This window comes from Paenibacillus amylolyticus (assembly GCF_051136285.1).
GTDB lineage: Bacteria > Bacillota > Bacilli > Paenibacillales > Paenibacillaceae > Paenibacillus > Paenibacillus amylolyticus_F.
On the sequence record NZ_CP194938.1, the window covers coordinates 4,967,669 to 4,986,337 of the forward strand.

Sequence of the window (18,669 nt, forward strand, 5' to 3'; positions counted from 1 at the left end):
AATCCCCTAGAATAAGGACATAAGGTTAAACAAGAAACACGGAAACAAAAACAAGCGAGTTTTGAACACCCGAATCAAGCGAATATTGAAATGGAAAACAAAGAAAACGAGAAGGGCGGTGAACAACAATTATGAGAATGAACAAGGGAAATGGCTGGGCGATTGTGTTGATTGCAATTGGTGTACTGATCCTCTTCGGAAAGTTAACACCATTGCTTGGACATCTGATGGGTTACCTGATTCCGATCCTGATGATTGCACTAGGGTATTACGGAGTTAAACGAGGAAATGTAACGCTTGGATGGATCGTTCTTATCATCGGTATCTTATCTCTGATAGGAAAACTGTCTTGGCTGATCGGGCCGATTATCGCAATTGGATTGATTATCTTTGGTATCTCGATGCTGAGCAACAATCGCAACTCACGTCGCCGCTATTGAGTAAGGTTACGATCAAGTAAAAGGAGGGACAGAACATAATGAGTGTATTTCGTCGAATGCGGGATATTACCGTAGCTAGTCTGAACGAACATTTGGAGCAAAGTCAGGATCCCGTTAAACTGATTGATCAGTTCCTGGTCTCGACCCGCCAAGACATTGGAGAAGCCGAAAAGCTTCGACATCAGTATGCAAGTCATACAAGACAAATGAAACAGCAGGCAGATCAGGCAGCAGCTATGGTTAACAAACGAGAAGAACAGGCATCCATGGCTTTGAAAGCAGGTGAAGAACATCTCGCCAAGCTGGCTCTGCAGGAGAAAATTCTACATGAGGAAAAAATGGATCAATACAATGAATTATATACGCAGAGTGCTGCCGCATTGCAGGAACTTGATGAGCAGATCAGTCAGTTGAAGGCAGAGTATCAGAATGTGTATAGTAAACGCCAATATTACTACGCTCGTATGCAAACGATCCAATTACAGCAACGAATGAATCAGCGAGGAAACTATAGTGGTCAAAACGTACCTGGTATGTTTAACAAGTTGGATGATCAAGTTTCTGATCTTGAATATGAAGCACAAAGTCTCCGGGAAATCCGCCGGATGGGCCAGGATGGTTCGGAATTATCTGGAGGCATGTCATCTTCTGCACTGGACAAAGAGCTGGAGCGTTTGAAGCAAAAGCTAAATAACGATAAAAAGGAGTAGTCACATGAATAAATTATACCGCTCAACGCGTAATCGTATGCTGACAGGTTTGATCGGCGGCATATCTGAAAATCTTGGTTTTAGTTCTACGCTGCTACGGATCATTTTCTTCATCAGCATTTTCGCAACGGGGGGTACATCTCTATTCATCTACTTCATCGCGGCATTGGTTGTACCCAAGGAACCTCATTATGCAGATCCGTACGGATCTGGTTCCTATCATGGGAGAAGTTATAAGTAAACGAAAGGAGTAAGCACATGAGCAAACTGTATCGCTCAACGCGTGACCGAATGATGACCGGTCTAATCGGCGGCATATCCGAAGCAATTGGAATGGATTCAACGCTGCTGCGGATCATCTTCGTCATCAGTATCTTTGCAACCGGGGGCACGACGTTGTTAATTTACTTCATCGCCGCTCTCGTGGTACCGAAAGAGCCGTATCCACCATATAATCCATATGGTTACGGCCCGGGTGCTGGCCCTGACAGAGGGTATGGTGGTTATGATCATCAGGCACCAAGAGATCCTTTTAACAGCAATCCTAATCAACCAGGTTCTGGTTTTGGCCCTGGCCCGGGATATAACAGCAGACCGCAACCCGGCCCACGTTCCTATGACAACAACGCTTACGGAACAGGAATTCAGCAAGAAAGTGAACTGGATTCCATGATGAAAGATATTGAGAAAAAGGCACTGAAAAAAGAAGTGGAAGAGCTTCGCCAAAAACTATCTCGTTACGAGAAGGGAGAAAAGTAAAATGGGAGTATTTAAACGGATTAAGGATATGACGAAGGCATCTGTAAATGAAATGTTGGATAAAGTTGAAGATCCGATTGTAATGTTGAACCAGTATTTGCGTGATATGGAGGCCGAAATTCATGAGGCTGAGGTAACTGTAGCTAAACAAATGGCTAATGAGCGCCGTATGAAGCAACGTTTGGATGAAGCAGAACGTACTTCGGTACAGCGCGAGTCCCAAGCCGAAGCAGCTCTGTCGAATGGTCAGGAAGAAGTAGCTCGTAAATTGCTGGAAGAGAAGATCTATTTCGATCAAAAAATTACGGAATATCGTGAGCTGCATGCTCAATCTGAAGCACAGGCAAAAGATCTGTTGCAACAGCTTCACGACATGAAAGATGAGTTCTACAAAATGCGTAACAAACGGAATGAACTTGTATCCCGTGCACAGATGGCTAAAGCTAAAAAACAAATGTCTTCCATCAACAGCTTGCATTCCATTGAAAGTGGAAGTGCATCCCTTGGATTCCACCGGATGGAAGAGAAGATCATGCAGCTTGAAGCTGAAGCTGATGTAGCCCGTGCACCATACCTCAATACAGGCTCGACGTACACGAATCCGGTTGATTTGGAGAAACAATTCAAAGTGGATCAGCAATTGCAGGCTCTGAAAAACAAAATGGGTAACGGCTCCAAAAATGAAGCGAGCGATACTACTAAAGAATAACTGTTCGCTTGATGGACAATATGATATTCTATAGATCGTGTATCATGTACGATTCGTAGAACACAAGTTAAGCCATACAGGACTTCATTGCCTGCTATGGCTTTTCCGTTGAATATTGAAGATCAACTCACAGAGGAGGTGCGGCAGAGATGAGTAAAAGAAGCCACTGGCTTGCAGTCATTATTGTTGTCGTTGGTTTTTTGATGCTCTTTAACCGGAATATGAACCTGTTGACGGCTGCCGCACTTATTCTGTTAACGGTGGGAATGCTTCAGATTCGAAAAGGGGAAACGCCTAAAGGTTATCGTTATCTTGGTGTTGGTGCAGCCTTGTTGCTGCTGGATAATTTGATGATTGTCTTTTTAATTGTACTCGCATCGCTAGCTTATTTTTATTCCAAGAACAAAAAGATTCATCTGCATGATGATGTCATGAAAAAACAAAATTTCATGGCCCGTTATTACTGGGATCAGTCCTCCTGGAGACTGCGTAGCATGAGCCTGTGGCACGCCATCGGTGAAGTTAACGCAGACTTGTCTCTCTCGATTCCCGAGGAGAAACAAACCATTGTACTGCTTCAAGGTGTTATGGGCAATGTACGTCTGATCCTACCCGAAGATTATGGAGTGGAGATCGAGGCATCCGTTCTATTTGGCCGAATCAATCTGCTGGGTGAGCAGGATAGTGGTATGATGAATAAATTGATATGGAGAACTCCTGGGTACGAGTCCAGTGAACATAAAGTAAAATTTGTTATTTCGTATATTGTTGGCGACTTAAACATTCATAATCCGTAGTACTAAGAAATGAATGAGAAAAGGAGGAATCCCGGATATGAAGGACAGAAAACATACCGATATGGTTACCCGAAGTATGCGTGAAGGGATCCTCCTTGTTTTCATTGTGTTTGCTGTCATTTTGTATGTATTGTATACATATGGTTATCTGGCTCCATTTGCAGGCTGGCGTCATCTAATTCAATCCGGGCTGGCTCTGTTACTGCTCTTGATTGGTATTGGCGCAATATTTGGATTTTATCAGAGTTACAGGGTCAAAAGGCGGCTTGAATTGTTGAGGGAAACCTTGCTGCAATGGGAAAAAGGGTCTCTCTCCCGTACGGTACCCGACCTCGGTGAGGATGATGTAGGTCGGCTTAGTGAACAACTCGGCCGGATTGGTAAGAAGTGGGAAGATCAGGTGTCTTCCCTCCAGAGGTTATCCACCAACAATGCGCAGCTGGCTGAACAGGCAAGAATTACAGCCATTGTAGAGGAAAGACAACGGCTTGCACGGGAATTGCATGATGCGGTGTCACAGCAGTTATTTGCGATCTCGATGACAGCAACAGCGGTAGGCCGGAAGATGGAGAAGGATTTTGATCGGGCACAGCGTCAGGTTGCTTTGATTGAGGAAATGGCTTCGGTAGCACAGTCCGAGATGAGGGCGTTATTACTTCATTTGCGGCCGGTCTACCTGGAAGGTAAACATCTGGAACAGGGACTGCGTGATCTGGTGCTGGAACTAAAAACCAAAGTGCCGATGGAGATTGTGCTGGAGATGGATGAAGATATTCACTTGATCAAAGGAATTGAGAATCATCTATTCCGGATTGTGCAGGAAGCGATGTCGAATACACTGCGTCACGCAAAAGCGGAGAAAATGGAGATTCGGTTACAGCGGAGAGTGGATTCGGTTCGTGTACTTATTCGGGATGACGGGCAAGGTTTTGATCTGGATGAGCAGAAGCAGGCTTCATACGGACTGGCGAATATGAGGGAACGAGTAACGGAGATTGGGGGAGCGATACAATTTGTGACGGCGCCTGGTAAAGGAACACGAATTGAGATTACGATCCCTTTGGTGAACGATGAAAGCGAGGTAGAACATGTCAATGGAACCGGAAGTCGAAACGGAGACGGAAACGTCGATCAGAGTATTGCTCGTGGATGACCATGAGATGGTTCGTATAGGTCTTGCTGCAGTACTTGATACGGAAGACGGCATCGAAGTGATCGGTGAAGCTGGAAGTGGAGAGGAAGGCATTCGGCTTGCCCAAGAATATAAGCCTGACGTTGTGCTGATGGATCTTGTCATGGATGGCATGGATGGCATTGAAGCCACTCGCCAGGTGCTCAAGATTAACCCGGAATGCAAAGTCATTGTGTTAACAAGCTATCTGGACGATGAGAAAATGTATCCGGTCATTGAAGCTGGAGCTTTCAGCTATCTGCTGAAAACATCCAGAGCCAATGAGGTGGCTGACGCCATTCGTGCAGCTGCACGTGGGCAGTCCGTGCTGGAGTCGCAGGTGGCGTCCAAAATGATGAATCGGTTCAGACAGCCACAAGCGGCAGCACCTTTACATGAGGAGTTAACCGATCGGGAGATGGATGTTCTGCGTTTGGTGGCTCAAGGCAAGTCCAACCAGGATATTGCGGATGAACTAATTATCGGTATTAAGACAGTTAAGTTCCATGTAACCAATCTGCTTGCAAAACTGGGTGTGGATGACCGCACGCAGGCGGCAATCTATGCTTACAAGAATGGATTAGCCGAGTAAGATACCGTATGAGAATGCAATATGTAATGTAAATTGAACAGGAGGCTCGATCTGCTATAACTTGGCGGATGGGCTTTTTTTGTTTTATATGATTAGGGAAAGTTCTATAGAGGCAGTATACGTCAAGCGGGAGGGGGCATGCTGTTGATAGATTCATAGAATAGAAGAGCGAACGGGGGAATTCACTTGTTAAAACGTTGGATGAATACAGGAGTCATTGCAATAGCCATTATCATTTTAATCGGGGTTACACAGGTATATGCAGAGAACGTAGTAGCAGACAAGCAAGCTTCCGAAGTAGCAGGATTAGAGCAGTTGTTACATACAGCAGGTGTGGTTATAAACGAAGCAGATGAGTGGGTGATCAAATGGCAGGCCGGAGGTAAAGGTGATGCACATGCACATGCTGCAAAGCTGGCAGTGGAGCTGGAACTGGCAGCACCCGTGAAAGTTCGGCAAACCGGACATGATGTATATCGCAGCGAGGGCACAGTGGGTTCTGCTAAAAAGGAGATCGAGGTACTGCTTAACGTGGCGGATACGGATCATGATGGTTACTATATTATTGTGCAGTTGTCCGGAGGAGCAGATATGGATCGCCAGTCCTTACTTGCTTGGCAGGGGCAGGTGGAAGAAGCAATGACTGGACTTGGCTTGAAAGCAAGCTGGAATATGTCCGTGCAGGGTAAGTTGAGTAAGATGACTGGAGGGAATGATAAAGAAATCACTACAGATTCATCAAGTGCTGCTCAGGCTGGGGTGGAGATAAAGGCTGGTGAACGGTTGGCGGCAATGGAAGCCAAGCTCTCTCTTGAACTGGACGTGATTGAAGTTGAGCGTTATGAGGATACAGCTACAACAAGTATTTCCTATGAGGCATCTGATCTGCCTTTAGAGATTCAAAGTGGCTCTCATCTGTTAAATATGCAGCTTGCCGTGCATCAAGTGAGTGGGCAGGATGATGCTCGTATTACCGTAGGTTTTCCGATAATTACGATTGAATATTGAGTGATCGAGGTAATGATATTTTAGCTGCATCCAGGCAGTTGATATGCTAAAATGGCATCACATCCAAGATGGGACTTGCTGGTAATTGTCAGTTACTTGTCAGAAACTGTGCATATGAACACGACTACATAGCTCGGGAAGCAGTGGATCAAAAGGTCTTCCCGGAAGAAAGAGGAGCCTATGGACAATAAACCGATGCAAAATGAAGTGCAGACACCAGGTGCAGTATTTTTCATTTTTGGAGCAACGGGCGATCTGGCCCGCCGAAAGTTGTTTCCGGCCATCTACAGTTTATACCGTGAGGGCAAACTTGCCGAGGACTTTGCGGTTATTGGCGTAGCACGCCGTCCGAGGTCACAGGAAGAGTTCCGGGACGATCTGCTGCAATCCATTCAGGAGTTCTGCCGATATCCGGCAGGAGATTCTGAGGAATGGAATGCTTTTGCCGAGCATTTTGAATACAAATCACTGGACATCAACAATGTCGACGGGTTCCGGGAACTGAGGGAGCAGACCGAACAGTTGGAGGCTAAGTTCAAAATACCGGGGAATCGGCTGTTCTATCTGGCGCTCGCACCTGAATTGTTCGGCAATGTGTCGTATAGTTTGAGGGATGGCGGCATGCTGGAGAGTAAGGGCTGGAATCGTCTGGTGATTGAGAAGCCGTTTGGATATGATCTGCCATCGGCAGAGAAGCTGAATGAACAGATCCGAGAGGTGTTTAAGGAAGAGGAAATCTATCGGATTGACCACTACCTGGGTAAGGAAATGGTGCAAAACATCGAGGTAATCCGCTTCGGGAATGCCTTCTTCGAACCGCTCTGGAACAATAAACATATCGCCAACGTTCAGATTACACTGGGAGAGACGGTGGGTGTGGAGGAGCGCGGCGGATATTATGACCATTCCGGTGCCCTGCGTGATATGGGGCAGAACCATATGCTGCAGATGTTAACGATGATTGCGATGGAGCCGCCAAGCCGTCTGTTTCCGGAGGATATTCGGGATGAGAAGGTGAAGGTGCTTCGTTCTCTTCGCGAGTTTACGTCCGATGAAGATGTGCGTAACAACGTGGTACGTGCTCAGTATTCAGAAGGAGAGTCCCGCGGCAAACAGCTTCCGGGCTACCGCCAGGAAGACAAGGTTGATCCGGAGTCGAATACGGAGACGTACTTTGCAGCACGAGTATTCGTAGACAACTTCCGCTGGGCTGGCGTGCCGTTCTATATTCGGACAGGCAAACGTCTGCCGGTGAAAACGACGGAGATTGTGGTTGAATTCAAATCCATGCCGAATAACGTATACCTCGGTAAAAAATATAAGCTGGAGCCGAATCTGCTCGTGATTCGGGTAAATCCAATGGAAGGCATTTATATCAAAATCAATGCCAAAAAGCCGGGCTCCGATTCCGAGATTCAGCCGCTGGCGATGGACTTCTGCCAGAGCTGCATGATCGGAATCAACTCGCCCGAGGCTTATGAGCGTCTGCTGCATGATGCAGCAGAAGGCGACTCTACGTACTTCACCCGCTGGGATGAAGTGGCGACAGCATGGTCTTTTATTGACCGGATCGCGGCCGCTTGGGGGCGCAATCAAGGTGAACTGCATACGTATCCGGCAGGAACGTGGGGGCCAGAGGCGACAGCCAAGCTGCTGGAGCAGGACGGTTTCCACTGGTGGCCTGTGAACGGGCAGGATGAAGACAGCGTCATTTGGCATGTGAATAGTTAAGAGCATAAGGAAATGGAGCATAAGAGAATTGGGCCTTGGAAGATCGCATGGGATGCGGTTTTCCGGGCTTTTTTAGCCTGAAATTGGGTTGGAATTTACGAGCAGTGAAGAGGTACAGCCAAAGGAAAAAAAATAATTTAAATTAAGTTATTGACAAAAAGTAAGCTGATAACTTATACTCGACACATGAGTTAAAGAGTTAAGCAAATGACCTGCGGAGTTCAGGCAATACATCTTATAGGAATCCGAAGCAGGGGAGCATTCATGAGATAAAAGGTAAACCATTTGAAGGGGTTTGCGACATACAAGGATCATGAAAAAAATTTCGCATAATATCTTTAATCTAAGAATACTATTTTGTATATATCGAATGGAGGAAAAAGAAAATGATGTTGGATGTAGGATTGTTGTTGATTCGTTTGGTGATTGGTTTGTCGTTTATGGCGCACGGTGCACAAAAGCTGTTCGGATGGTTCGGCGGGTACGGAATCAAAGGTACAGGCGGCTGGTTTGAATCGATGGGTATGAAACCTGGTGCACTGGTTGCTTTGCTGGCTGGACTTGCTGAATTCGGCGGTGGATTATTGTTGGCGCTGGGTCTGCTGACACCTGTAGGCGGCATTCTGATCGCACTGACCATGGTGATTGCCATTGTGAAAGTACACGGTGCTAACGGTTACTGGTCTACACAGAATGGATTTGAGTATAACCTGGCAATTCTCGTGGTGGGTGTAGCACTGGCTCTGACAGGCGGCGGGCAATATGCGCTGGATGCACTGATTTTCTAAAATCGAATGATCTGTAAGGAATGAGAGGAACCCGGATGCCAGTTGAATGGCGGAAGGGTTCTTTTTTTGCGAAGAAAAGTGTTGAATTGGTGGAACGTAATCGGTTATTTTCGGCACAGATTATGGTACAATAGGAGAGTTGAATTGAGAACGAGGGAATAAACATGAATGGAAGCACCGATCTGAAAGGATGAACTCCATTGTAAATGTGTAAAATGAATTTATCGTGTACCTTGATGATGAGGATTACATGCGAGTTTATAATCAACCGGCTTAGCCGGGTGTCATAAAGTTATAAAGCTTTTATTTGAAAGTTTAAATTGTGATCTATGGACCGGTGATGACCGGATTAACGTGAATGAACGGATGAAAGGGATAGACGCTATGAGCAAAGCTGCAAATAACATTCTTCAAAAGGAAGTGGACAAACGTCGGACGTTTGCCATTATCTCTCACCCCGATGCGGGTAAAACAACTTTAACCGAGAAGCTGCTGTTGTTCGGGGGGGCGATTCGCCTTGCCGGAACGGTTAAAGCTCGGAAAGCCAGCAAACACGCAACAAGTGACTGGATGGAAATTGAGAAACAGCGGGGGATCTCGGTTACGTCCTCTGTGATGCAGTTCGACTACCTGGATCATCGGGTTAACATTTTGGATACACCTGGTCACCAGGATTTCAGTGAAGATACGTACCGTACTCTAACGGCTGCCGACAGCGCGGTCATGCTGATTGACGTGGCCAAAGGTGTCGAGGCACAGACGATCAAATTGTTCCAAGTATGTGCAAAGCGCGGGATTCCGATCTTTACCTTTATCAATAAGCTTGACCGTGAGGGACAAAGTCCTTTTGATCTGATGGAGGAATTGGAGAACGTACTGGGTATCCGCTCTGTGCCAATGAACTGGCCAATCGGAACAGGACGCGATCTGTGCGGTGTATACGATCGGATGAAAAATCAGGTGGAGTTGTTCCAAGGTGACGATCACTCGACGATCAAAGTGCAAAAAGTCGATGGATACAAAGATCCGATTATCCGTGAGATGGCGGGTGAGTACCTGCATGATCAACTGTGTCAGGAGCTTGAACTTCTGGATGTTGCAGGAGACCAGTTCGACATGGAGAAAGTTCAACGTGGTGAGCTAACACCTATTTTCTTCGGGAGTGCGATTAACAATTTTGGTGTACAGACGTTCCTAGAAAACTTCCTGGAGCTTGCTCCGAAGCCAGAGCCTCGTCGTAGTACAGCTGGCGAGATCGAACCGACGAGTGAGAAGTTTACTGGATATGTATTCAAAATTCAGGCGAATATGAATCCCGCTCACCGTGACCGTATCGCTTTCTTGCGAATTGTTTCAGGCAAATTCGAGCGTGGCATGAGTGTGAAGCATAATCGTGTGGGCAAAGAAATCAAGCTGTCCCAGCCACAGCAGTTCCTCGCACAAGATCGGGATATTGTTGAAGAAGCATACGCAGGTGATATTATTGGTCTGTTTGATCCGGGTATTTTCCGGATTGGAGATTCCTTGAGTCAGGGTAGTGAAGTGATATTTGATGAGCTGCCAACGTTCTCACCAGAGATTTTTGCCAAAGTAACGGTTAAAAATGCCCTAAAACACAAACAGTATCAAAAAGGGATTGATCAGCTGACAGAGGAAGGCACAATTCAGGTGTTCAACACGGTGAGCTTCGATGAGACCATTCTGGGCGTAGTTGGTCAGCTCCAGTTCGAGGTATTCGAATACCGAATGAAGGGTGAATACGGGGTAGATGTACAGTTGCAACGGATGCAGTATCAGTTCGCCCGCTGGATCGTGGATGAGAACTTAGATCCGAGTAAATTCCGGATTAACTCTGCCCTGGTCAAAGATAAAAAAGGGAACTATGTTGTACTCTTCGAGAATGAGTATGCGATGAGAACAGCGATAGATAAAAATCCGACAGCGAAGTTCCTCGAAACTGCGCCTTAATGTGATCCTGATATAATGAAATCCCTCCGCCGGTTGGTGGAGGGATTTCTTGCTTTACCCTAGGAGGCGGGTATAAACCTGCCGGGTTAGGGGGGACTATTTTGCAGACGAAACAAACGGTATGATGGTTCCCTTAACCCGCCAATGCTTCGATTAACGAAGTGGTTGAACGGGAATGGTGTGCAGATGCTCCTGCGCAATCTGAATCAGTTCCTCCTGCTTGGCAGGTTCTGTGTTCTTCCAGATCATTTCGAAAATGGCGCCAAGTCCGGGCAACGCTGCTTCGGGTCCGTCCACCGAACCTTCGATCATCTCTCGGAGCTGGTCATCACTTTTGTCATGAACCTTATGAACAATCGCTTCACGCAGGCTTAATGTAATGGGCATCGCAATTCCCTCCTCGGTTTATTCGGCTGCAGTATTACTGTTCCCTGTGATGGGTGAGCGCATTCAAGTTTCTCTGTCTTTGTGGTATACTACGAAGGATTATTTACGTTGGCATCGCACTGGAACTGGTGCGTTTTGCCGTAATGTAGCGGGAGGTTAAAGACCCTGATGGCGAAGAAACAATATGCTGTAATTGGCATGGGACGATTTGGGTCAAGTGTAGCCAATGCACTGAGCGGCATGGGATTTGACGTGCTGGCCATTGATACGAACGAGCAGCGGACACAGGAAATGTCCAATGTGGTGACCCATGCGGTATCAGCAGATTCAACGGATGAAGAAGCGCTGCGAGCGTTGGGCATACGGAATTTTGATGTAGTCGTTGTGGCAATTGGTGAAGATATACAGGCGAGCATTTTGACAACTCTGATTCTGAAAGATATGGGTGTACCGGTGCTGATCGTAAAAGCTCAGAATGAGCTGCATGGCAAGGTGCTGCAGAAGATTGGTGCGGACAAAGTGATATATCCGGAACGGGACATGGGTTTGCGTGTAGCGCATCATCTGACCTCTCCGAACATCCTGGATTACATTGAGTTATCCGAGGATTACAGCATTTTGGAGATCAGAGCATCCGAGCAGATGATTGGCAAAAACCTGCTTGAGTTGAACATCCGGGCACGATTTGGCTGTAATGTCATGGCAATTAAAAGCGGGGGTTCGATGAACATTTCTCCTTATGCGGAGGATCGCATTGCAGATGGGGATGTGCTGGTTATTGTGGGGCACAAGGATCATCTCACCAAGCTGGAACTGGCCTATCCGAAGTGAAATGAGACGAATTGAGCTATAAATAAAAACAGACAAGCAATTTAAGCCCGCAAACGGGAAGGATGGAACGATGGATATTGTATCACCGCAAAATACACGTGTAAAAGAATGGGCTCAGTTGCTGGAAAAAAAGCATCGAACCCGTCAACATAAATATATAATCGAAGGCATTCATCTCGTGCAGGAAGCGCTGCGTGCCGGAGCCGATCTGGAGTGTATCGTGTACGATGGTGAGCATGGTGTGCCAGTGGAATTGACTGGGCTGGAGAACCCACTGAAGCGAGTCGAATGGGTCAGTGTGTCTCCTGCCGTTATTGCCAAATGTACGGATACGATGACCCCTCAGCCGGTATTTGCAATCGTGCGGAAAAGCAAAGAGCCGTTTAAAAACCTGATTGCAGAGCAGCAAGGATTGGTGGTTGTACTGGATGGTGTGCAAGACCCGGGCAACGTGGGCACGATTATTCGTAGTGCGGATGCTGCGGGAGCCGCAGGTGTCGTGCTTGGTGCTGGCTGTGCGGATGTCTATAACCCAAAGACGATTCGATCAACGATGGGTTCTTTGTTCCATTTGCCCATTGTAGAGGGCGAACTGCAGTCATTGCTTCCTGAGGCGAAAGCCGCAGGTGTGAGGTTGGTTAGCACCTCGTTGCAGGCAGAACATTCGTGCTATAGTTATGATTTTAAACAGCCGGTATGGCTGGTCATTGGCAATGAGGGCAAAGGCATTTCCGCCACCACGGCCCAGCTCGTAGATGACGCCATTACGATTCCGATGCAAGGACAAGCCGAGTCGCTTAATGCCGCGATGGCAGCAACGATTTTGTTGTTTGAGGCGATGCGGCAGCGGATGGGCTAGTCATTGGGCCACCAATGTGGTTTATAACATCAATTGAGACTAGTTAAATTAACGATTGAGACAACTTACAACCTTAAAATGAGACTTTAAAAATGCTACAAAGCCAGTCAAACTTAATAATCTTTTGTTAACTTGAACAGTCCTAATATTCATCTCTTAGGGCTGTTTTTTTGTTTTATTACTTTTTGGGATAGAAGGTGGAACAAATGACGAGTATAGGAGAAAAGTTAAAATATATTAGGAAATTGAACAAACTCAATCAAACTGAATTCTCACAGATGATCGGTGTTTCACAAGGAGCATTAAGTGAGCTAGAGAAAGATAAATACAAACCATCTGATATAAAAGCTAATACATAGAAAATAACGTAACAAGTAATTGCCTCAAGAATGTTAAATGAAGGTTTCGATGAGGATAGTACACCTGAACTAACTAACTTGCCTGTAAAAAGAAGCAATCAATGGAAGAACGTACTACTCTCCTTATTTCAGAAATAAATGAATATGAAAAGAAATATGGAGATAAGTTTAAGGATTTATATGGTCACATTGAAGACGAGTTAGACGTCTTGGATGAGTTTGACGAAGTATTTGAATGGAGTGAACTTGAAAACGGATTAAGCCCAATTGATTATCACGAGTAGTCTTTTTTTTGCGTGAAAAAATCAAATTCTGGGTTATAAACCATACTTTCGAGCCGAATGCTTATCAGGATTTTAGACTAATTGTATTCGGCTTTTAATGTTTAAAACAAAGCATCTATTCCATCCAAATTCGCATTTTCACCTATAGTCCTGATATTACCGTTCATGAAATCAAGTCAACATGAGATTTATTTCGAAATACCGTCACTAATTGTTATCTATATAGTAAATTTTACCTACTAAACTGCCGACATAATAGATAGCGGTATGAATTGAAAGTATTAACAATATGAGGAGTGATAGCAAGATGAGAAAAAATTTGGAGCTATGATCAAGGGAGAAAGGTAGAATCTCACGTCTAATAATTACACTATCATTCATTCAACATGGAGGAAATTCAGATGAGTAAAGAAAAGTCGGGTAGTACATGGGGAACTATTTTTATTATCGTGTTGATTTTCTTGGTCATTCTCATTGTTAGAGGCTGCAATAGTGTTGTTCAACATTTTAGCGAAGGCTCTGTTGAAGAACAAGGTCAAATTGTCCTTGAATTTGAAAAGCAAGTTAATGAAATTGATGAGGGTCTATCGAAATTGGGAAAAGAAGTAGCCGAAGAATTGAAAAATTTTTCGATAGAAGCCATGCCGAATTTAGAGCTGATCGAGAAAGCTGAAAGACAGTATAGAGTGGCGGCAAATCAGATTAAAGATATTGATATTCCAAGAGGGCTAACTACAGAACGAAAAAGTGAGTTGAAGAGCATTCAAGAAGATTTTGAGTATGCTTATACCTTCAAATCTAATGCGATGTGGAGGCTCAGTAACTTTTACTCCAAAGGTGAACTGAAAGACATCGAAGAAATGAATACGGATACTGCACTTGCTCAAGATAATCTCCTTGATGGAGTGGCAGGAATGGTGACATTGAAGAAAGAGTTGGGTATTTTAGATTTTGATGCAACAACTAAAGAAAAGACTAAGTAAGAAAATTGTGAGATCTGAAGCTTATAGTCTTAACAGAGGGAGTCGTTTGATATGGGAATCAGTAAGTAGTTATTTTGCAGGGAATTACCATCTGGTATTCATTGGAGCGTATCTATATTTAATCAAACCTATAGCTATTAATTCGAAGCGGCCCTGCTTTTCTCAGGCGGTCTTCTAGGTCTTCTACTCTTTAGGGACACGAAATGGCGGTGAAGCCTTGTGGGGTAAGGGATTTGGGGGTTTTGGAGGTGGGGACAGTTATTTTTAGTTTTCTACATATAGGGTAGTCATTGGGCTACCAAGCGGTTGTCTTCTAGTTTTTCAAAAAAACTAAATGTTTACCTGACTTAAACAGCTCTATCTACTTAAAGATATAGAGCTGTTTTGTCGTTTTTTTAGAGAATAGTAGAGGGCCTTGGATTACTTAATTTATACTATTGGTTGAAGGTGAATAATATAAAATAATGATGGTTTTTACTGTTATTGACATCAATTTTCCCTTCCAGTATACTGAAATCTATATATATTCTATAAAAGGAAAATAATGAAAATGTTCAATTTTCGAAGTAATCCGATGCCCCATTATACACACTTCAATTTGGAGTCTCCTCATGTTTGATGACAAATAAACTGTTCCCAATGGCAACATTTTAAGTTTCTGAACTCGTTTTAAAATGTCTTGGATGTTCATAAATGATTAAAATCTTATTCCATATTTACATATCGAAAACGATTTTGTTTTGCCAAAAGAATATAGATTACAGAAGGGCGGAAACTAAGGGTGCTTTACTCATTCATCATTCCTTATTTAAGAGTTCAAAAAGGAAAGGTTATCTTCCTGTTACTTTCCATCATTTTAGGTGTAGCCTTAACGGTATTTAATCCTCAGGTGGTTAGATATTTTATTGATACTGCAACAAAAGGGGGCAGTTGGAACGCACTGTTAGTAGCAGCAGGTATATTCACATTGACAACTATAGTGTTACAACTAAATCAAATTTTGTCGGTTTATTTAGGGGATAGTGTAGGATGGAAAGCCACGAATCTTCTAAAACAGAAATTGTTGCAGTTAATTATGAAACGTGACGTAGCCTACATTAATGAACACAGCTCTGGTGAAATGCTTGAGAGAGTTGAGGCAGATTGTAACAACTTATTTACTTTGCTATCGCATTTTTGCTTCCAGGTTTTAAGTAATATGCTTCTGTTAATAGGCGTTATCACCATGTTTTATATTGAAAACTGGCTGATGGGAACAGTCATTTTGGTATTTTCTATAGTTACTTTATGGTTGTTGATCGCTTCTAGGGGAGTAGTGTTCAAATATTCTCTAAAAGAGCGTGAAGAAAGTACGAAATATCACGGCTTTATGGAGGAAAGAATAAACGGCGCAACAGATATTCATACAAATGGTGCAGGCAATTATGTAATGAAAAAATTCTACAACCTTCACGATAGCCTTTTTAAGGCAAGCAGGAATTCATGGGTTGCAGGAAGAGTAACGGTATGGGGAACTAGTGTTATTCTAATTGCCCTTGGATATGTGATAACGTTTTCTGTAAGCGTGTATCTTTATAATCAAAATGAAATTTCTATAGGTACCGTATTCCTGTTCTTTTTATATACAGAGCTGATTTTTAAACCTTTAGAACAAATTACATATCAATTGCAGTATCTCCACGGCGCTTCGGCTAGCATTAGCCGTATTATGAAATTAATGGATAATTCCACTTTGGTATCAACAAAGGATTCGGCAGAATTGAGTTTGGATTCCCCGATTCAAAATGTTCGGTTTGAGGATGTAGATTTCTCATATGATTCCAATACAAATGTGCTGAAGGGAATTTCCTTTTCTATTGCTCAAGGCAATGTATTGGGGCTGGTTGGCAGGTCTGGAAGTGGAAAAAGTACAATTATTCGATTATTGTGCAAAATGTATTCGCCTACCAGAGGGAAAATTGAACTGAATAGTGTGAATATAACCTCTATAGACGAGCAGGCACTATTAAATAAAATTGCTTATGTTACACAGCATGTGCAACTGTTCCAAGGAACCATACGTGAGAATATAACCTATTTCGACGAATCATACTCAGATCAAGAACTAACAGAGGTCATTAGAAGTTTGGGTATAGGCTCATGGTACGAGAGGTTGCCTAACGGTTTGGATACGAAAATCGGAAATAGTGGTGATGGTTTATCGGCAGGCGAATCTCAGCTGCTTGCGTTTATCAGGATTTTTTTGAGACAACCAGATATTGTATTGCTCGATGAGTATTCTTCGCGTATCGATCCGATGACAGAACAACTTTTAGAGACCGCGTTAGACAAATTGCTGGAAAATCGAATTGGTATCGTCATCGCTCATCGGCTAAAAACAGTTCTTAAGACGGACCAAATTATTGTATTAGATAAGGGAAGTATTGTTGAACATGGAAATACGCAAGCACTTATGCAGGATCCGCAGAGCGTTTTTCACAAAATGCTTCAGTCTGGAATGGAGGAACCTGTATGAATACATTTCAAATGATTTGGAAGGTTATATGCTTTCGAAAATGGGCTTTTTTTATTAACTTAATTTTGTTTGTTCTGTTTACTACTCTTTCTATGGGTACGGGCTTAATTATCTCTGAGCTGTTTAAAACCTTGACTGGAGATTCTTCGATATCCACTAATTTTTTAATTGTCGGGGTATTAGCTCTTGCTGTTGCGCGAATCGTTACGAATGTATTTAGTTTATTTACATGGGGAATTATTCAATTCGGATACCTTTTATTGTTAAGGAAAAATATGCTCAGAAATATTATCCGTGGTGGTAAGAGCAATGGTACCGGGGACACCATGAATCGCATAAGAGATGATGCCTACGCAGTAATTCATTATCTTGAATATTGGATCGATGGTACGGCAGCTTTAATATTCTGTTCTGTATCGATTACAATCCTATGTTCAATTGACCCTGTTCTGACAGCATTAATTCTTCTTCCATTGTGTGGTGTGTTGTTTGTCGCTAAGTTGTTAAATCAGCGTATCGAGAAATATTACAAATTATCCCGAGATAGTGATGGAAGTGTTGTGAATTTCTTGGAAGAAGTGCTTGGTGGAATTTCCAGCATTAAGTTGGCTTCGGCAGAAGGGCCGATTATGCGGAGATTTGAAAAACTCAACAAGTTACGTCAAACCAATGGTGTCAAAAACTCAACTATGGTATCGATATTAGGATCAATTAACGATAATATTTCAAGTTTAACTATCGGAGGAATCATGTTTATTGCAGCAGGCTCAATGAGAGCAGGCGATTTTTCTGTTGGTGAATTTGTTTTATTTGTTAATTATTTAACTCAAATTGCTCAATACATCACTAAATTTGGATGGTTCACAGCAAAACATAAGACCGTGCAAATCTCCATTGATCGAATGAGAAAATTAACAGAGGGACAGAATGTCGAATCCTTAGTTACCTATGCAGATGATTCTGAGGAACGTGAAACACATGCAACAGAAAGCTTGAAGGTACTCTCATTGAAAGATGTAACTTTTGAATATCCAGACAGCAAAAGAGGAGTGTACAACGTTGATCTTACGGTATCAAGAGGAGAATTAGTGGTGATTACGGGTAGGATTGGTTCGGGAAAATCTACACTTTTGAAGGTGCTGCAAGGATTATTAAAGACGGATCAAGGAGCTTTGTTATGGAACGGAAAAGTGATCCAGAATCCACTTCAATTTTTCCAGCCTCCGGTTTCTTCATATACTCCTCAGGTCCCTAGATTGTTTAGTGAAACTGTGCGGGAAAATATTTTGCTAGGAATCGATGTAGATGCCAAACAACTGAATGAAGCTATTTATACGGCTGTTCTTGATGAAGATCTAGAAGGTATGGAGAAAGGGCTAGATACTCTGGTTGGCCCTAAAGGGGTTAAAATGTCAGGTGGTCAGAGCCAGCGTATAGCGATTGCAAGAATGCTAGTTCGTAACAGTGAACTTTTCCTCATGGATGATATTTCAAGCGCATTGGATGTAGATACGGAGAAGAAATTAATTCATAGACTAAAGGAACTTAAGGAAGTCACTTGTATTGTGGTATCTAACCGTACGCTTATGTTTGAGAAGGCCGACCGTATTGTGTTCATGGAAGACGGGCAAATCGTCGATCAAGGGAATGTAAAGGAACTTATTGAGCGGAGTGAGGGATTTAGAAGCCTTTACAGACAACCAGAGAAATCAATGAATTAAAACGTTGTAAGAGATGAGTAATCGGGACTGCTAAAACTAGACTGATCATGCTCATTG

General features: G+C 43.6%; 20 protein-coding genes. 19 read left to right on the forward strand and 1 reads right to left on the reverse strand.

Going from position 1 to position 18,669, the window contains the following annotated elements; translation table 11 throughout:
* The first annotated feature begins 131 nt into the window (after positions 1–131).
* The 12 genes from ACR8BL_RS21670 to ACR8BL_RS21725 all read left to right on the forward strand — a co-directional run bounded on the left by ACR8BL_RS21670 (position 132) and on the right by ACR8BL_RS21725 (position 10,673).
* Positions 132–440 carry a LiaF transmembrane domain-containing protein gene (locus tag ACR8BL_RS21670; protein WP_434749465.1) on the forward strand — a complete coding sequence of 103 codons (309 nt, stop codon included), beginning with the start codon at positions 132–134 and terminating at the stop codon, positions 438–440.
* Between the two features lie 38 nt (positions 441–478).
* Complete coding sequence (locus tag ACR8BL_RS21675) at positions 479–1,150, forward strand: PspA/IM30 family protein (RefSeq protein ID WP_434749466.1); 672 nt, start codon at positions 479–481, stop codon at positions 1,148–1,150.
* Positions 1,151–1,154: 4 nt separating this feature from the next.
* The gene (locus ACR8BL_RS21680; RefSeq protein WP_434749467.1) at positions 1,155–1,391 is read left to right on the forward strand and encodes a PspC domain-containing protein; all 237 of its coding nucleotides are present in this window, start codon (positions 1,155–1,157) and stop codon (positions 1,389–1,391) included.
* Between the two features lie 17 nt (positions 1,392–1,408).
* Positions 1,409–1,909, forward strand: coding sequence for a PspC domain-containing protein (locus ACR8BL_RS21685; protein WP_434749468.1), 501 nt, complete (start codon positions 1,409–1,411; stop codon positions 1,907–1,909).
* 1 nt (position 1,910) lies between these two features.
* Positions 1,911–2,618, forward strand: coding sequence for a PspA/IM30 family protein (locus ACR8BL_RS21690; protein ID WP_434749469.1), 708 nt, complete (start codon positions 1,911–1,913; stop codon positions 2,616–2,618).
* 149 nt (positions 2,619–2,767) lie between these two features.
* Positions 2,768–3,415 carry a cell wall-active antibiotics response protein LiaF gene (gene liaF, locus ACR8BL_RS21695; RefSeq protein ID WP_434749470.1) on the forward strand — a complete coding sequence of 216 codons (648 nt, stop codon included), beginning with the start codon at positions 2,768–2,770 and terminating at the stop codon, positions 3,413–3,415.
* A gap of 37 nt (positions 3,416–3,452) precedes the next feature.
* Positions 3,453–4,568 carry a sensor histidine kinase gene (locus ACR8BL_RS21700; RefSeq protein WP_434749471.1) on the forward strand — a complete coding sequence of 372 codons (1,116 nt, stop codon included), beginning with the start codon at positions 3,453–3,455 and terminating at the stop codon, positions 4,566–4,568.
* Positions 4,510–5,178: a response regulator gene (locus tag ACR8BL_RS21705; RefSeq protein ID WP_434753204.1), complete on the forward strand. Its 669-nt coding sequence runs from the start codon at positions 4,510–4,512 to the stop codon at positions 5,176–5,178. Before ACR8BL_RS21700 ends, ACR8BL_RS21705 begins: the two co-directional genes overlap by 59 nt.
* A 186-nt stretch (positions 5,179–5,364) precedes the next feature.
* On the forward strand, positions 5,365–6,186 hold the full coding sequence (locus ACR8BL_RS21710) for a YwmB family TATA-box binding protein (protein WP_434749472.1): 822 nt from the start codon (positions 5,365–5,367) through the stop codon (positions 6,184–6,186).
* 180 nt (positions 6,187–6,366) lie between these two features.
* Positions 6,367–7,917: a glucose-6-phosphate dehydrogenase gene (gene zwf / locus ACR8BL_RS21715; RefSeq protein ID WP_434749473.1), complete on the forward strand. Its 1,551-nt coding sequence runs from the start codon at positions 6,367–6,369 to the stop codon at positions 7,915–7,917.
* 389 nt (positions 7,918–8,306) lie between these two features.
* Positions 8,307–8,705: a DoxX family protein gene (locus ACR8BL_RS21720; RefSeq protein WP_053783291.1), complete on the forward strand. Its 399-nt coding sequence runs from the start codon at positions 8,307–8,309 to the stop codon at positions 8,703–8,705.
* 384 nt (positions 8,706–9,089) lie between these two features.
* Positions 9,090–10,673: a peptide chain release factor 3 gene (locus ACR8BL_RS21725; protein ID WP_434749474.1), complete on the forward strand. Its 1,584-nt coding sequence runs from the start codon at positions 9,090–9,092 to the stop codon at positions 10,671–10,673.
* A gap of 153 nt (positions 10,674–10,826) precedes the next feature.
* Here ACR8BL_RS21725 and sspI read toward each other — a convergent pair whose 3' ends face one another.
* The gene (gene sspI / locus ACR8BL_RS21730; RefSeq protein WP_036673259.1) at positions 10,827–11,060 is read right to left on the reverse strand and encodes a small acid-soluble spore protein SspI; all 234 of its coding nucleotides are present in this window, start codon (positions 11,058–11,060) and stop codon (positions 10,827–10,829) included.
* A gap of 168 nt (positions 11,061–11,228) precedes the next feature.
* On the opposite strand from sspI, the gene ACR8BL_RS21735 reads away from it, so the two are divergent.
* From ACR8BL_RS21735 to ACR8BL_RS21765, 7 genes are all read left to right on the forward strand, one after another.
* Positions 11,229–11,891 carry a potassium channel family protein gene (locus ACR8BL_RS21735; protein WP_434749475.1) on the forward strand — a complete coding sequence of 221 codons (663 nt, stop codon included), beginning with the start codon at positions 11,229–11,231 and terminating at the stop codon, positions 11,889–11,891.
* Positions 11,892–11,961: 70 nt separating this feature from the next.
* On the forward strand, positions 11,962–12,750 hold the full coding sequence (locus tag ACR8BL_RS21740; protein WP_434749476.1) for a TrmH family RNA methyltransferase: 789 nt from the start codon (positions 11,962–11,964) through the stop codon (positions 12,748–12,750).
* Positions 12,751–12,956: 206 nt separating this feature from the next.
* Positions 12,957–13,109, forward strand: a complete 153-nt coding sequence (locus ACR8BL_RS21745; protein WP_434749477.1) for a helix-turn-helix domain-containing protein — start codon at positions 12,957–12,959, stop codon at positions 13,107–13,109.
* 101 nt (positions 13,110–13,210) lie between these two features.
* Positions 13,211–13,393, forward strand: coding sequence for a hypothetical protein (locus tag ACR8BL_RS21750; protein ID WP_434749478.1), 183 nt, complete (start codon positions 13,211–13,213; stop codon positions 13,391–13,393).
* Between the two features lie 401 nt (positions 13,394–13,794).
* A complete protein-coding gene (locus tag ACR8BL_RS21755) occupies positions 13,795–14,376 on the forward strand; it encodes a hypothetical protein (protein WP_434749479.1) in 582 nt (193 codons plus the stop codon).
* Between the two features lie 781 nt (positions 14,377–15,157).
* A complete protein-coding gene (locus tag ACR8BL_RS21760; protein ID WP_434749480.1) occupies positions 15,158–16,891 on the forward strand; it encodes an ABC transporter ATP-binding protein in 1,734 nt (577 codons plus the stop codon).
* Positions 16,888–18,612, forward strand: coding sequence for an ABC transporter ATP-binding protein (locus tag ACR8BL_RS21765; protein WP_434749481.1), 1,725 nt, complete (start codon positions 16,888–16,890; stop codon positions 18,610–18,612). The genes ACR8BL_RS21760 and ACR8BL_RS21765 overlap by 4 nt, the downstream gene beginning before the upstream one ends.
* The last annotated feature ends 57 nt before the right edge of the window (positions 18,613–18,669 follow it).

Excerpts from the sequence above, each read along its gene's own strand:
- ACR8BL_RS21705 (WP_434753204.1), top strand. The coding sequence starts at position 4,510 with ATGGAACCGGAAGTCGAAACGGAGACGGAAACGTCGATCAGAGTATTG.
- ACR8BL_RS21755 (WP_434749479.1), top strand. The coding sequence starts at position 13,795 with ATGAGTAAAGAAAAGTCGGGTAGTACATGGGGAACTATTTTTATTATC.
- ACR8BL_RS21750 (WP_434749478.1), top strand. The coding sequence starts at position 13,211 with ATGGAAGAACGTACTACTCTCCTTATTTCAGAAATAAATGAATATGAA.
- ACR8BL_RS21735 (WP_434749475.1), top strand. The coding sequence starts at position 11,229 with ATGGCGAAGAAACAATATGCTGTAATTGGCATGGGACGATTTGGGTCA.
- liaF (WP_434749470.1), top strand. The coding sequence starts at position 2,768 with ATGAGTAAAAGAAGCCACTGGCTTGCAGTCATTATTGTTGTCGTTGGT.
- ACR8BL_RS21675 (WP_434749466.1), top strand. The coding sequence starts at position 479 with ATGAGTGTATTTCGTCGAATGCGGGATATTACCGTAGCTAGTCTGAAC.
- ACR8BL_RS21700 (WP_434749471.1), top strand. The coding sequence starts at position 3,453 with ATGAAGGACAGAAAACATACCGATATGGTTACCCGAAGTATGCGTGAA.
- ACR8BL_RS21725 (WP_434749474.1), top strand. The coding sequence starts at position 9,090 with ATGAGCAAAGCTGCAAATAACATTCTTCAAAAGGAAGTGGACAAACGT.
- ACR8BL_RS21680 (WP_434749467.1), top strand. The coding sequence starts at position 1,155 with ATGAATAAATTATACCGCTCAACGCGTAATCGTATGCTGACAGGTTTG.
- ACR8BL_RS21685 (WP_434749468.1), top strand. The coding sequence starts at position 1,409 with ATGAGCAAACTGTATCGCTCAACGCGTGACCGAATGATGACCGGTCTA.
- ACR8BL_RS21745 (WP_434749477.1), top strand. The coding sequence starts at position 12,957 with ATGACGAGTATAGGAGAAAAGTTAAAATATATTAGGAAATTGAACAAA.
- ACR8BL_RS21765 (WP_434749481.1), top strand. The coding sequence starts at position 16,888 with ATGAATACATTTCAAATGATTTGGAAGGTTATATGCTTTCGAAAATGG.
- ACR8BL_RS21740 (WP_434749476.1), top strand. The coding sequence starts at position 11,962 with ATGGATATTGTATCACCGCAAAATACACGTGTAAAAGAATGGGCTCAG.
- ACR8BL_RS21720 (WP_053783291.1), top strand. The coding sequence starts at position 8,307 with ATGTTGGATGTAGGATTGTTGTTGATTCGTTTGGTGATTGGTTTGTCG.
- zwf (WP_434749473.1), top strand. The coding sequence starts at position 6,367 with ATGGACAATAAACCGATGCAAAATGAAGTGCAGACACCAGGTGCAGTA.
- sspI (WP_036673259.1), bottom strand. The coding sequence starts at position 11,060 with ATGCCCATTACATTAAGCCTGCGTGAAGCGATTGTTCATAAGGTTCAT.
- ACR8BL_RS21690 (WP_434749469.1), top strand. The coding sequence starts at position 1,911 with ATGGGAGTATTTAAACGGATTAAGGATATGACGAAGGCATCTGTAAAT.
- ACR8BL_RS21670 (WP_434749465.1), top strand. The coding sequence starts at position 132 with ATGAGAATGAACAAGGGAAATGGCTGGGCGATTGTGTTGATTGCAATT.